We start from the raw sequence: 12,840 nt of genomic DNA on the forward strand, positions 1-12,840 counted from the left end.
AGTTCTTGTTTTACAAGAACTGGAGCTACGCGATGTTCCCGCATCACGTAGTTTTTTATTTAGTCTTAGTATTCGCTTTTTCCAATACGACGGTGTTCCCCTCTACCTTCACCGTCACTTTACAGGTTTCCTCGAGCAACTCCAATACCGGAGTAATATCCCGGTAACGATTAAAACAACAACCGAACCGGATATCTTTTAAAGCTTCTTCCCGGAATTCGACCTTCATATCGTACCACCTGGCCAACTGCTCCATGATCTCTTCCAACCGCCAATCTTTAAAACGAAACAATCCCTCTTTCCAGGCAATAAAATCAGCTACATCTACCTCTTCCACTTTTGCTTCTCCGGACAATTTATTAAAGCTGACCTGCTCCGAAGGCTTCAGAAGGAATGATTTTCCCCGAACCTTCGCCGTAAAACGGACGCTCCCGCGTATTAATGTTGTTTTTACCTCTTCATCCTCCGGGTAAGCAGAAACATTAAATTTCGTACCCAATACTTCCGTTGACGTTTCTCCGGTCGTCACTATAAAAAGACGATTATCCTTTTCTACCTCAAAATAAGCCTCCCCGGTTAATTCAACTTCCCGTCTCTCTCGCGTGAATCGAACCGGGAAACGCAAGGAACTCATGGCATTAAGATGTACTCGGCTACCGTCACTCAACACTAAAAAATATTCTCCCCCAAGAGGGGTTTTTATCGTATTATATATAACCTTTTCTCCGCTCGTTTCTCTTTCATCCTTCCCCCGGTAATCCAACACGGAAGAGTCTTTACAAATCACCGTCCCATCGGATTCCTGAAGAGTAAAAGAGGAACGGGTTTCCAATGTAACATGCTGCCCGTCGGCTAAAACCAAGACAGCTTTAGCTTCACCCGGACGAATAAGCCGGGCTTGTCCGACCTTTTCATTCGGTCCTTCAGACAAACGAAAAACAAAATAGGATGCTACAAATAAAACAATCAATAAAGCCGCATAGGTCGTCACTCTCCTTACCGTTACAAACCGCCGATTGTCTATTCGTTTCTCCAGATCTTCCCAACGTTGTAATTTCCGGTAACGTTCGGCATGCTCGTTTCTACGGGCCAAATTTTCGGGAGAAGATAATCTTTCGAATAATCGCCGATGGGCAATATCCTCCTCTTTCCATGCTTCCAATAAAGCATGTTCCTCCTCGTTCATCGTTCCGGCTAACGATTTTGCGATGAAAGAAGCAATATCAAATTCCCGATGTAACATTTTTTCAGTTTTTCTCTATAACAACTGAAAGTCAAAAATGGGGTAGTTAAAAATAATTTTTTTTGCAGTTTTTTTATTGTACGCTGTGCATCAATAAGATAAACAAATAAAAATAATGCTTTAACTCTTCTCGCAAACGTCTATAAGCCGTCTTTTTTAAAGAGTGTACCGTACCGTCCGATATTCCCAATTCTTCGGCAATCTCTTTATTCGCCTTGCCTTCCATGGCCAACATAATCACCCGCCGGCACTGCGCCGGTAATTTTTGAATCGCTTGCATCAGCAACCGATAACTCTCCTCTTCTATTACCTCTTCCCCCCAAAGTCGGAAACCCTCTCCCGCCCAATCCCGATAAGCCTCCTCCACACGTTTATGCTTTATTTCATTGAGGGCCAAATTTCGGACAGATACGTATAAAAAAGATTTCACCTGATGTAAGTAATTAAAATTCTTTCGATTCTGCCATAATTTAACGAAACTTTCCTGTACAATATCGGCAGCCATTTCAGGTTCTTCCACGTATCTCTCCGCAAAAAGACACAAGGTCACGAAAAAATCGTTGAACAGACTTTTAAACACGGCCTTATCTTCTATATTTATCTTATATACAGACGAATACATGAAATTTTCCCTTATCTTTAATAAAACAACATCCTGACAACCAATGTAACATCAGACTCTTAAAAAGAACGATTATAAAGATACAAAACTAAACAAAATTTCTCATTATGCAATATTTACATGCGATGTTTATATGATTAACAATCAAAATATTACATTATTGAATAATAAACCACAGTCTACTTATACTGCCATCTCAAAAAAAGTTCGTTTTTTGAGATTCTAAACCGCCTTGTTCGTTCTACATATCTATCACATTTTCAGAAAGTTACATCGCAAACGTATGCATAATTATATGTTGTATAAGATGTTTTTTAATCTAAACAATTGTACTATTTTTGCCCGCGTATCTTAACAACAGGAGTATAATAATTATATCTTAATCAAACGAAAGATGATTTATTCACAAGAGGTGCAACACATGTGTGTTGTAAAAAAAGGACCGGATCATGGTCCGGCTCCCATTCCGGAAGAAGGAAAATGGGTACGTTCAAAAGAGATCAAAGACATTTCCGGTCTAACACACGGAATCGGTTGGTGTGCTCCGCAGCAAGGAGCTTGTAAACTGACTCTGAACATAAAGGAAGGAATTATCGAAGAAGCATTGGTAGAGACTATCGGTTGTTCCGGTATGACCCACTCTGCCGCCATGGCTTCGGAGATTCTTCCGGGAAAAACTTTGTTGGAAGCCTTAAACACGGATTTAGTTTGTGATGCAATCAATACGGCCATGCGGGAACTTTTCCTGCAAATCGTATACGGACGCAGTCAAAGCGCTTTCTCCGAAGGAGGTCTTCCCATCGGAGCCAGCTTGGAAGATTTAGGGAAAGGACTTCGCAGCCAGGTAGGAACCATGTTCGGTACGCAAGCCAAAGGAACCCGTTATTTAGAAATGGCAGAAGGATACGTTACCCGCATGGGATTAGACGAAGAAGGTGAGGTCATCGGCTACGAGTTCATCCATCTCGGAAAATTCACCGATATGTTGAAGAAAGGTATCGAACCCAAAGAGGCACTCGAAAAAGCAAAAGGATCATACGGTCGTTTCGCCGAAGCCGCTAAATACATCGATCCGAGACACGAATAAAAACGATTAATCGATTATGAGATTAAGTAATTGCAAATTACAACAAATCACAGAATCAGGTAATCACAAAATCACAGAATAATAAAAATCAACATGGCTTTATTTGAAAGTTACGACCGCCGGATTAATCAGATTAACGCGGTTTTAAACCATTATAACATAAAAAACATCGAAGAAGCGAAAGCGATATGCGACGCGAGAGGAATCGATCCTTACAAAATGTGTAAAGAAATTCAACCTATTGCTTTCGAAAATGCAGCGTGGGCCTACGTGGTAGGAGCGGCCATTGCCATTAAGAAAGGTTGCACAAAGGCGGCAGAAGCGGCAGAAGCCATCGGAGAAGGCTTGCAGGCATTCTGTATCCCCGGTTCCGTCGCCGCCGACAGAAAAGTAGGATTAGGACACGGAAATCTGGCAGCCATGCTGCTTCGGGAAGAGACAAAATGTTTTGCTTTCTTGGCCGGACACGAATCTTTTGCTGCCGCAGAAGGAGCCATCGGGATCGCAAAATCGGCCAATAAGGTACGCAAGCAACCGTTGAAAGTCATCCTCAATGGCTTGGGAAAAGACGCCGCTATGATCATCTCCCGTATCAATGGATTCACCTATGTTCAAACGGAATTCGATTACTATTCCGGAGCATTGAAAATCGTGAAAGAAAAAGCCTATTCCAAAGGTGAACGAGCCCAGGTAAGATGTTACGGGGCAGACGACGTCCGAGAAGGAGTAGCCATTATGCGTCACGAGGGAGTGGACGTTTCCATTACAGGCAACTCAACCAATCCGACACGATTCCAACACCCGGTAGCCGGAACCTACAAAAAAGAGTGTATGGAAACTGGGAAAAAATATTTTTCAGTAGCCTCCGGAGGCGGCACCGGACGTACCCTCCATCCCGATAATATGGCAGCAGGCCCTGCCAGTTACGGTTTTACCGATACGCTTGGCCGTATGCACGGAGATGCCCAATTTGCCGGATCCTCGTCCGTACCCGCTCACGTGGAGATGATGGGATTCCTCGGCATGGGCAACAACCCCATGGTCGGTGCAACAGTCGCCGTCGCTGTCGCTATCGAAGAAACAAAATAATTTACAATTAAACTATTCAGCCTGCCACAGCAGGTATTTTGTGGCAGGCTGAATCTCAAGTAAAAAACCGGTTTACTTCTTTTTACCGGTCTCTACCCGGAAAACCTTTTTACCTTCTTTGGTTGCCGACATGTTTATGGATTCTATTCGATCGTAAGAGAGTTGTAAATCCATTAATTTCTCCCCGGAAATCTTTTTTCCATTCAGATAAAAAACAGCATCTTCAGCCAAATAATTAGCCTGCATGAATTGATATAACCCCCTCATCCCTTCCGTGTCCTTTTCCTCTTTTACAGAAATAAGCACCACACCGTTTTTAGCAGCTTCTCCGTATCGGGAGACAGCAGCTTCATCTTTCAAGATCGTGATATTTTTTATAATAGCCATATCCAAATCAAGTACATCGGAGTACGCAACTTTTTTCCCGTCGACAACAAACAGAGGTACCTCTCCCTTCAATGTCCCCCTATTACGAAAAGCACGTATTAAAGAATCTGAAGAAATCATAGAAAGGATCTCGACCGGTTTCTCGTCAATTTTTATAGAAGGTTCTATCGTGTCGGTAAAAATAGTATAATAGATTTGCCCGCCAAGAGAATCGGACTTCATGGACTTGCTCCTCATAGTTACGCGCACATCCGTCGGACTTCCATAACTATAAGTAACCACGGAAGACGACAAACTGTCTGGAAATACATACCTGGTCACTCGTACTAAAGAGTCCGAAGAGCCTGATCGGGAAACCGCATAGAAAGCTTTCTTCATCTTCTCTTGCAACCCTTTCTGACGCATCGTCAACTCCTCCATCACGCATTGGTATTGCGGATCGGATTTCGTGATCCGAATCGTTTCGGTTTGTACCGTCGGCTCCGATCCCTTCGATACAAACTTCGTCTGTCCATTCGTGAACGCACCGAACTCCGCCTGCATTTTAACCATTGCCTCCCCCACCATACTATCTATAACCACTCTCAATGCAGAAGAAGTTCCTTTTTTCCCCGATCGTACAGCCTCCCCCCCTCTTTTTTCCAACAAGGAGATCAAATCCTTCAGCTTGGCTATATACTCTTTATCATCCAAAGAGTCGGAAACTTCAGGGTAGACAAAAGCAGGAAAAACAGCATTATTTTCTTTTCCGGTTTCCGAAATCGAAAGTAAATCATTAACTTTGACGGTAGAAATCTCCTTTAATTCACAGGAGATTTCAGGACGGGCAAAAACCGCCATACTGAGAGCGGCCAACGGAAGGACGTAGAGATACTTCAAACGTGCCCACGGACTGGATTTTTCTTTTAACATCATAGTGATACGTTTTTTAAGTTTACTGTGATCAAAGCTGTTGGCCATAGAGTAGAGCCTTGTGCCGGCAGCTTTCTTTATTAATAATAACTGATACTGTTTTGCATCCACCCCTTCATGAAGCACGGCATCGTCCGCCTCATATTCGTGGATATTTTTCAACTCCTGTTTCAATAACCAGGAAGCCGGATTAAACCATTGGAAAAAAATAGCGATATCGGCTAATAACAAATCGATGGAATGCCGTTTACGAATATGAGCCATCTCATGGATCAGAATCTCACGCCCGTTTTCCTCCAAATCTTTTTGCGAAATCACAATGTATTTTATCCAACTAAAAGGAGAAACATCCCGCCGATGTACAATCAACGTGATCCCATCCGGCATTCGCTCTTTCCGTCCGATATATATAAAATAGAAAAGCCGGAATAAGATACAAAGATGACGTCCCACAAAGAAAATAACACCACACCAATAAATGACCAATAAACATATCAACCCAAACGGTACACTTTCACTCTCCACAACCTCCACAGGAATATTCAATACCGGATACACAATATCTTCCTGTAGCGTAGTAGATGAAGTCAAGGTCGGAACAAACGGTACTCCCGTTATCTTTTCTTCTCTCTCCGGATTATTCTCATCGGAAATTTCCCAAAAAGGAATGCATAAAGACAACATAAGAATACCCAAAAGAGCAATCCGGTTAAAACGGTGAAAAGTCTCTTTTCCAAGTAATAAACGATAGAAAAGATAAAAAAGAATCAGGCTAAATGCCATTTTCAATATGTAGACGAAAAAAGAACCCATAATTCCAATTTTTAGAATTTACTTTTTATGCGCTTTCTCTACCTTATCTATTAAGTATTTCAACTCATCCAATGAAATATCCTCCTCCTCTACCAACGAAGAGACTACATTCAAGTATGAATTATTAAAGTATTTACTGATAACATTTTTCAATGTTCCCTTCCTGAATTCCTCTTCTCCGATAACCGCATAATATTGATAAGTATTTCCATAGGTTTCATGACTCAAAAAACCTTTTTCCTCCAACCCCCTGACAATGGTCGAAAGCGTGTTAAAATGCGGCTTGGGTTCATCATAAAAAGCAAGTAACTGCTTCACGAATAATGGTCCTTTCGCCCAGAAAAGACTCATGATTTCTTCTTCTTTGTTCGTTAACCCTTTCATAATCTCAATTCCTTTATCACAAAGTAACTAAAAGTTTTAGTTGCTAAACTAATTTTTATAGTTAAAAAACCAAAAAAGATTTTTTAACGATAAGATAGACTTTTATATTCCATAACAAAAAATACAGTATTTCCCTCTGTCCATAAAAGAAAAAGATCGTGACTGGTCGAATCACGATCTTTCCTATAAAAGCGAACAGACGTTTTAAATCCTACTCCATTTGCTTTGGGGAACTGTTATTTTCCCGCTCCTTGCGTTCCATTCTTAATTCTAATACAAAAGCGGCCAATAACCCTATACCACCGAACAAAAGGACAGAGGCACTATAAATGACAGTTTCTATTTTCATGTTCAAAAAACTGTCATTGCCCGAAGCATACAAGTCAAAACCTAAGGAACAGATCAAAAAAGCAATAAAGATACCCAACCCCAAACCGATCAACAAGCAGCCTCCTTTTAGGGCACTAAACGAGAAACTGGAAAAACCCGGCAATTGAAGTTTTTTGCCTGACCATTCAGCTTTACCAAGCACTTCAATCTTATCAAGCACCAATAAGCGTTCGCGTCTTCTGGCATACAACTCAAACAATTTATAGATCAACAGAAAGAACGAAACAAAACCTAACAAAACTAATAACCCATTCATAACTTTATGATTTAACAATTTATATTTTCTTTGCTCTTTTGACGCCGTCATCCTGCTTTGGTTACAAGTAAATGGATGTTTTCTTCAAAAAAATTCTTTAGAAATAAGACTTCCTAATATGTAACCGAACCCTTATCTTTGCGTCAAAGAGGCGAATGGAACAAATCGAGTCTTTATATATTCGACGTACCCTTAACGGAGAAACTGCCGCTTTCGGGCAACTGGTAGAACAATACAGTCAACGTATTTTTTTACTCGTCCTGCGTATCGTACGTTGCAGGGAAGATGCGGAAGAATTAACGCAAGATGTCTTTTTAAAGGCTTTCCGGCATTTAAATACCTTTAAAGGAGATTCCAGTTTCTCTTCCTGGCTTTATCGAATAGCTTTCAATACAGCTATCTCTTTCGTCCGAAAAAAGAAAATGGAATTTGTCTATTCAGAAGAAAAATTTATGGATAATCTCTTAGACACGGATAAAGAAGCAGAACAAAATGAAGAAGCAGATTTAATGGAAAAACTGGAAAAAATCATTCCACTTTTACCACCTGAGGAAGTCGCCCTGCTCACACTCTATTACACGGACAATCGAAACATCGAAGAGATCGCACTTATTTTAAGTCAGACCACTTCCAATATCAAAGTAAAACTGTTCCGTATCCGCAAAAAATTATACACCTTATTGAATTCAAATTAAAACCGGAAACATGGCAAAAGAAGAGATACAGGATAAAAAATTGAAAAAACTATTCCAACTTTCAGAACGGGAAAAACTTTCGGAAGATTTTAACAAAAGACTCATGCAAAAAATAGTCCGGGAAACGTATCGCAAAGAACAACGGAACACGATAAAAAGCATGTCTCTTTTAGGAGCTTTTATCCTATTTACCTTAATTTTAATAAGATTCACTCTCCGTTATTTTTCCATCTCTATTCCATTACCTTCTTTTAAGGAACAGGCAGAACTATTAGTACCATTAATCGCCATTTCTTTTATCCTCATTCTATTGCTCAGTCTGGATTATTGGTTAAGAAAAAAATTTCTACGCCCATAATAAAAAATTGACGATTTCGGATTGTAGATTGACGATTTAAAGAGGGTAAGATCAGAATCTTAATCGTAAACCGTAAATCAAAAATTAATTTAAAATTGATTAAAGGGGGAAGGGAGAAAAACGAAGGGGTATAAATAGTGAACGGCGAGTGTCGGGTTCGAGTTTCGGAACGCCCACCCGACGGATTGTTTGAGCGTAGCGAGTCCCGGAGGGTAGTGAACGAAACTCGACTACACGACCGACGAGAACGTCCCCGCCCCGAGGAGTTATCCCTTGCGATTGGAGATTGTAGATTTTAAATTGTAGATTAATCAGTAATCAATTTAAAATTTACAATCTACAATTTAAAATTAGACGGATTAGGAAATTGGGAGTAGACTTACGATTTTATGACTTCATCTCTATGAACTTTGGCTCTACGGACTTTCCAAAATATTTCCATTCTTTTCCGTCATTTTTAATATCTTTGCCGAGTCTGATAACATATACCAAAAGACAATCTGTTGTAAAACAAAGAACATGACAGGAATAAAAAGCTTAGCAAAAGATACGGCGATCTACGGAATGAGCAGTATTATCGGAAGATTTCTGAATTGGTGTCTGGTACCCCTTTACACGTATAAACTGGCAACCGGAGAATTTGGAGATGTAACCAATCTTTACGCGTGGATGGCGTTGCTACTGGTCATTTTGATCTATGGTCTGGAAACCGGTTTTTTTCGTTTTGCCAACGACGGCGCAGAAAGAGATCCCAAAACGGTTTATTCAACTTGCCTTTTCTCTTTAGCCACGACTTCCGCTATTTTTATGGGACTTGTCTTTTTGTTTCAATCCCCTATTAGCAGGCTTCTTAAATTATCGGAACATCCGGAGTACATTTTGATTACGGCTGCTATCATCGCCATGGATGCCTTTTGCGCACTCCCCTTTGCCTATCTACGCTATTTGAAACGCCCGATACGCTTTGCCGCCCTGAAACTTCTGTTTATCGCTTTAAATATCATCCTCAACCTGTTTTTCCTTGTCGTATGTCCTTGGATATGGAAACATGCCCCGGAATGGATCAATTGGTTCTATGACCCGACCTATGGTGTAGGCTATATATTGATATCCAATCTATTAGGAACATTCATTGTCCTTTTAGCTCTCGCTCCCGAGATCGTACGTATCCCCTGGCGTTTCCGCCCGGATCTATTAAAGCGAATTCTACGTTACTCTTTCCCTCTACTTATCTTAGGTGTTGCCGGAATCATGAATCAGACCCTCGATAAAATCCTATATCCCATGTTGATTTCTGATCCCGTTGCAGCCAAAAGCGGATTAGGAATATACGGGGCCAACTACAAAATAGCCATCGTCATGGTGATGTTCACGCAAGCTTTCCGGTACGCTTACGAACCGTTTATTTTTGCCCAAAACAAAGGAGAAGATAAACGGGTAGCTTATGCCGAGGCCATGAAATATTTTATCATTTTCGGGCTTTTCATATTTTTAGGAGTGATGTTCTACCTGGAAATACTCCGTTACTTTATCGATCCGGACTATTTCTCCGGTTTACAGGTTGTCCCTATCGTGATGATCGCGGAACTCTTTTTCGGTATATTCTTCAACCTCTCTCTCTGGTATAAATTGACGGATAAAACCCAATGGGGAGCTTATTTTTCTCTTTTCGGTTTAGCCATAACCCTGACCATCAATATCGCTTTCGTTCCCCGCTACGGCTATATCGCCTGTGCCTGGGCTGCCTTCACCTGCTATTTTGCAATGATGATCGCTTCCTGGTTTATCGGACAACACTATTATCCGATCCGGTACGATTTAAAAGGAATCGGGAAATACCTTCTGTTAGCCTTGGTTCTATACGTTATCGCTCTGTGGATTCCCATTGAAAATCAGATTTTACGCCTTAGTTTCCGGACTATCCTTCTTGTCTTATACATTTTATACGTGATAAAAAAGGATTTGCCGCTCAAACAAATCCCCTATCTCAACCGATGGGCAAAAAAATAAGATTCAGCGGCCCAAAAGGTTTTGAACGAATTGATGCCACAAAGAGGGCTCTACCAATAGCGGAAAGATAAAACCATAAACAGCCCCGTAAAAGTGAGCATTGTGATTTATATTATCACTATCCCGCTTCGCCATATACTGGCAATAAAAAAGATAAAGGAAACCGAATAAAATTCCGGGAATGGGCAGGATCGCAAAGAAATAGATCTTATCCCAAGGATTTAGAAAAATCGCCGCGAAAAGAACAGCGGAAACCGCTCCCGACGCTCCGATAGAAGAATAATACGGATTTTTATTATACTTGAACAAATCATAGACAGAAGCTGCTATCATTCCCCCGAAATAAAGCAACAAATAGTTTACCGAACCGAAACCGTTTACCTCAAACCATTGTTCCAAATAAGAACCGAAAGAGTAAAAAGTAAACATGTTCACGAACAGGTGTACCCAATCGGCATGTACAAAACCGTGCGTGATCAGACGGTACCACTCTTTAGCTCTTATCACCCGATAGGCAGAAAAAGCCAGTTTATCAAACAGTTGGTGATTATTAAAACAAGCCATCGAAACCACCACCGTGGCAATAATGATCAATAATGTCAACATAATTCTCTTCGTTTAGGTTACGAATGTACAACATTTTACGTTTTCTCCCATTCTTCCGGCTAAAAATAACGAAAGGTTATCGACATAGCAAAAACAAGTCCATAAAGTAGAATATCTTTTTTCATAAAGATTCGAACTTATTCCGTGGTGTAAATGAAAAATTCCTTTTATATGATTAACTACAAATAGGACTTTCTGATATAAATCGTATATATATATTAATATTTTTTTTGTAAAAAACAGGAATATATATACATTTGCAATACACGTGATAAAAATCAGATGGTACGTTCCTGCAAATACAGAATCTACCTGACGAAAAGTTTTTCTCGTGAAGACGTTCGATTACTGCCGTTTTGTCCGTAACCGGGTTGAACTTCAAAATAGATGGTAAATATGAATTTAAGAAATGTTGTTCTGATCGCCTTTTACGAGATGAAAGCGATCTCGAGAGAGTGGAGTTTTAAAATGGTCACGGCGCTTGTCGCTCTGATCGTGATTTTTCTTCACGTGATCACGCAAAGTAACCTGGTGGAACCGGAACGGGTTACCGTGTCGTTACCCTCGGCTATCCCTTATGCGAACGCTTGCCTGGTAAACGCGTTCCTGTTTATCGTGATTGTCTTTTTCGCCGGTAATTTTCAGCGTAAAAGTCGCCTGGAGGGAGCTAACGCGGCCCTGTCGGCACGCCCGTTCTCGAACATGGAACTGACGTGCGGTAAAACAGCGGGTTTTTTAATTTTAATGCTTTGCCTGAGTTTTTTCCTGGGGGTGGTGGCGATATTAATTCACTTGTTCTCGAGCGACTCTCCTTTCGCTCTTTATCCTTATGTTTTTTATTTTTTCACGTTGACTTGCCCGTTACTCTTTTTTTTAACGGGACTGGTGACAGGCGTGAAGGGTGTAGTTCGCAATCCTGCCCTGGCCTGTGTTTTATCGCTTGGCCTGTTGTATTTCTTTTTCAACTTCGGCAGCAGTTTTTTTCACGGTATTTTTGACGTGTTGTCCCTCTCCTTGCCCAACTCTTTTTCCGATGTCACGGGATTCGCGGGTCTCGGGGTTTACCTGTTACAACGGGCCTCTTTTTTAGTTTACGGGTGCGGGTTAATCATCCTGGGAGTCGCTTTCGTTCACCGGCTCCCTTCCGGCTCGAGAAGCAATGTCTCCGCCGGTCGCCCTGGAGCGTGGTTACTGGCGTTGGGTGTTGTTCTATCGGGCTTTTACGCGGGTCATTTCATCCGCCGGGATCAGGAGCGGGAGGCGGTTCGGGAAACGTTTGCCAAGTATGAGGCCGTTCCCCGGGTTAGTGTTACCGATCATGATATCGAGTTCAAGCAGGAGGGATACGCCTACTCGGCGTGTAGTAAGCTAAACTTGCAGAATATTCATAACCAGAAGATAGATTCCGTTGTTTTGTATTTAAACCCGGGGTTGGAGGTCGTGAAATTAACCACGGGCGGGGAGATTTTACCCTTTCGGCGGGAGCGACAGGTCTTGATTCTGCCGTTATCGATGGAAGCGGGAGAAACGAGACGGGTAGAAATGGAGTACGGGGGCTCGATCTCCCCGGCTGTTTGTTACCCCGAAGTAACGAATATCGATTCTCTCGCGATGACCCGCCGTTATTACATGTACAACACGGGGCAAAACTACTTTTACCTTCAACCGGACTACACTTTGCTCACGCCAGAATGCTTGTGGTATCCCTCGAGTATACCCCCTGTTAACGTCGATTCGCCCCACCTGTCGGGTCAGGATTACACTCGTTTCACGTTACGGGTAAAAGGGGAACGCTCGAGAGCGGTGATCTCCCAGGGAGAGGAGACGAGGGAAGGAGATGACACTCGTTTCGTGAACAAGGTTGCCTTGCCCGGTTTAACGCTTTGCGCCGGCGATTATACCCGAAAGAGCGCTCGAGTAAACGGTGTTTTGTATGAACTCTTTTTATTCAAGGGGCATGAATACCTCGTTCCCGGGGAAATAACCGC

The 12,840-nt window shown here is 41.7% G+C and carries 12 protein-coding genes; 6 read left to right on the forward strand and 6 right to left on the reverse strand.

Annotated features, from left to right (window positions below; all coding sequences use genetic code 11):
* Positions 1 to 55: 55 nt before the first annotated feature.
* Both PGR74_RS11985 and PGR74_RS11990 read right to left on the reverse strand, forming a co-directional pair.
* On the reverse strand, positions 56 to 1,243 hold the full coding sequence (locus tag PGR74_RS11985) for a FecR family protein (RefSeq protein ID WP_270517259.1): 1,188 nt from the start codon (positions 1,241 to 1,243) through the stop codon (positions 56 to 58).
* A 73-nt stretch (positions 1,244 to 1,316) separates the two neighbouring features.
* Positions 1,317 to 1,865 (reverse strand): RNA polymerase sigma-70 factor, encoded by a 549-nt coding sequence (locus tag PGR74_RS11990; RefSeq protein WP_059025324.1) that lies wholly within the window; start codon positions 1,863 to 1,865, stop codon positions 1,317 to 1,319.
* A gap of 394 nt (positions 1,866 to 2,259) precedes the next feature.
* Here PGR74_RS11990 and PGR74_RS11995 point away from each other — a divergent pair, with 394 nt between their 5' ends.
* Complete coding sequence (locus PGR74_RS11995) at positions 2,260 to 2,952, forward strand: iron-sulfur cluster assembly scaffold protein (protein ID WP_270517260.1); 693 nt, start codon at positions 2,260 to 2,262, stop codon at positions 2,950 to 2,952.
* 93 nt (positions 2,953 to 3,045) lie between these two features.
* Positions 3,046 to 4,041, forward strand: coding sequence for a GGGtGRT protein (locus PGR74_RS12000; RefSeq protein ID WP_059025323.1), 996 nt, complete (start codon positions 3,046 to 3,048; stop codon positions 4,039 to 4,041).
* Positions 4,042 to 4,113: 72 nt separating this feature from the next.
* Here the strand turns inward: PGR74_RS12000 and PGR74_RS12005 are convergent, their stop codons facing one another.
* From PGR74_RS12005 to PGR74_RS12015, 3 genes are all read right to left on the reverse strand, one after another.
* A complete protein-coding gene (locus PGR74_RS12005; protein WP_052649355.1) occupies positions 4,114 to 6,153 on the reverse strand; it encodes a M56 family metallopeptidase in 2,040 nt (679 codons plus the stop codon).
* Positions 6,154 to 6,171: 18 nt separating this feature from the next.
* The gene (locus tag PGR74_RS12010) at positions 6,172 to 6,537 is read right to left on the reverse strand and encodes a BlaI/MecI/CopY family transcriptional regulator (protein ID WP_041501922.1); all 366 of its coding nucleotides are present in this window, start codon (positions 6,535 to 6,537) and stop codon (positions 6,172 to 6,174) included.
* A 211-nt stretch (positions 6,538 to 6,748) separates the two neighbouring features.
* Positions 6,749 to 7,183: a DUF6249 domain-containing protein gene (locus PGR74_RS12015; protein WP_270517261.1), complete on the reverse strand. Its 435-nt coding sequence runs from the start codon at positions 7,181 to 7,183 to the stop codon at positions 6,749 to 6,751.
* 155 nt (positions 7,184 to 7,338) lie between these two features.
* Between PGR74_RS12015 and PGR74_RS12020 the strand changes: the two genes are divergently transcribed.
* From PGR74_RS12020 to PGR74_RS12030, 3 genes are all read left to right on the forward strand, one after another.
* Positions 7,339 to 7,878 (forward strand): RNA polymerase sigma factor, encoded by a 540-nt coding sequence (locus PGR74_RS12020; protein WP_041504864.1) that lies wholly within the window; start codon positions 7,339 to 7,341, stop codon positions 7,876 to 7,878.
* 10 nt (positions 7,879 to 7,888) lie between these two features.
* Positions 7,889 to 8,236, forward strand: a complete 348-nt coding sequence (locus PGR74_RS12025) for a hypothetical protein (RefSeq protein ID WP_041501920.1) — start codon at positions 7,889 to 7,891, stop codon at positions 8,234 to 8,236.
* Positions 8,237 to 8,755: 519 nt separating this feature from the next.
* The gene (locus PGR74_RS12030) at positions 8,756 to 10,246 is read left to right on the forward strand and encodes a lipopolysaccharide biosynthesis protein (protein WP_041501919.1); all 1,491 of its coding nucleotides are present in this window, start codon (positions 8,756 to 8,758) and stop codon (positions 10,244 to 10,246) included.
* Between the two features lie 3 nt (positions 10,247 to 10,249).
* On the opposite strand, the gene PGR74_RS12035 is transcribed toward PGR74_RS12030, so the two are convergent.
* Positions 10,250 to 10,852 (reverse strand): rhomboid family intramembrane serine protease, encoded by a 603-nt coding sequence (locus PGR74_RS12035; RefSeq protein WP_059025320.1) that lies wholly within the window; start codon positions 10,850 to 10,852, stop codon positions 10,250 to 10,252.
* A gap of 396 nt (positions 10,853 to 11,248) precedes the next feature.
* On the opposite strand from PGR74_RS12035, the gene PGR74_RS12040 reads away from it, so the two are divergent.
* On the forward strand, positions 11,249 to 12,840 hold a 1,592-nt coding region (locus PGR74_RS12040; RefSeq protein ID WP_270517262.1), incomplete at its 3' end, for a hypothetical protein.

This window comes from Sanguibacteroides sp. AM78-02pH3A (assembly GCF_027666085.1).
GTDB lineage: Bacteria > Bacteroidota > Bacteroidia > Bacteroidales > Marinifilaceae > Gabonibacter > Gabonibacter massiliensis.

Coding starts and splice junctions, on each gene's coding strand:
- PGR74_RS11985 (WP_270517259.1), bottom strand. CDS start 1,243: ATGTTACATCGGGAATTTGATATTGCTTCTTTCATCGCAAAATCGTTA.
- PGR74_RS11990 (WP_059025324.1), bottom strand. CDS start 1,865: ATGTATTCGTCTGTATATAAGATAAATATAGAAGATAAGGCCGTGTTT.
- PGR74_RS11995 (WP_270517260.1), top strand. CDS start 2,260: ATGATTTATTCACAAGAGGTGCAACACATGTGTGTTGTAAAAAAAGGA.
- PGR74_RS12000 (WP_059025323.1), top strand. CDS start 3,046: ATGGCTTTATTTGAAAGTTACGACCGCCGGATTAATCAGATTAACGCG.
- PGR74_RS12005 (WP_052649355.1), bottom strand. CDS start 6,153: ATGGGTTCTTTTTTCGTCTACATATTGAAAATGGCATTTAGCCTGATT.
- PGR74_RS12010 (WP_041501922.1), bottom strand. CDS start 6,537: ATGAAAGGGTTAACGAACAAAGAAGAAGAAATCATGAGTCTTTTCTGG.
- PGR74_RS12015 (WP_270517261.1), bottom strand. CDS start 7,183: ATGAATGGGTTATTAGTTTTGTTAGGTTTTGTTTCGTTCTTTCTGTTG.
- PGR74_RS12020 (WP_041504864.1), top strand. CDS start 7,339: ATGGAACAAATCGAGTCTTTATATATTCGACGTACCCTTAACGGAGAA.
- PGR74_RS12025 (WP_041501920.1), top strand. CDS start 7,889: ATGGCAAAAGAAGAGATACAGGATAAAAAATTGAAAAAACTATTCCAA.
- PGR74_RS12030 (WP_041501919.1), top strand. CDS start 8,756: ATGACAGGAATAAAAAGCTTAGCAAAAGATACGGCGATCTACGGAATG.
- PGR74_RS12035 (WP_059025320.1), bottom strand. CDS start 10,852: ATGTTGACATTATTGATCATTATTGCCACGGTGGTGGTTTCGATGGCT.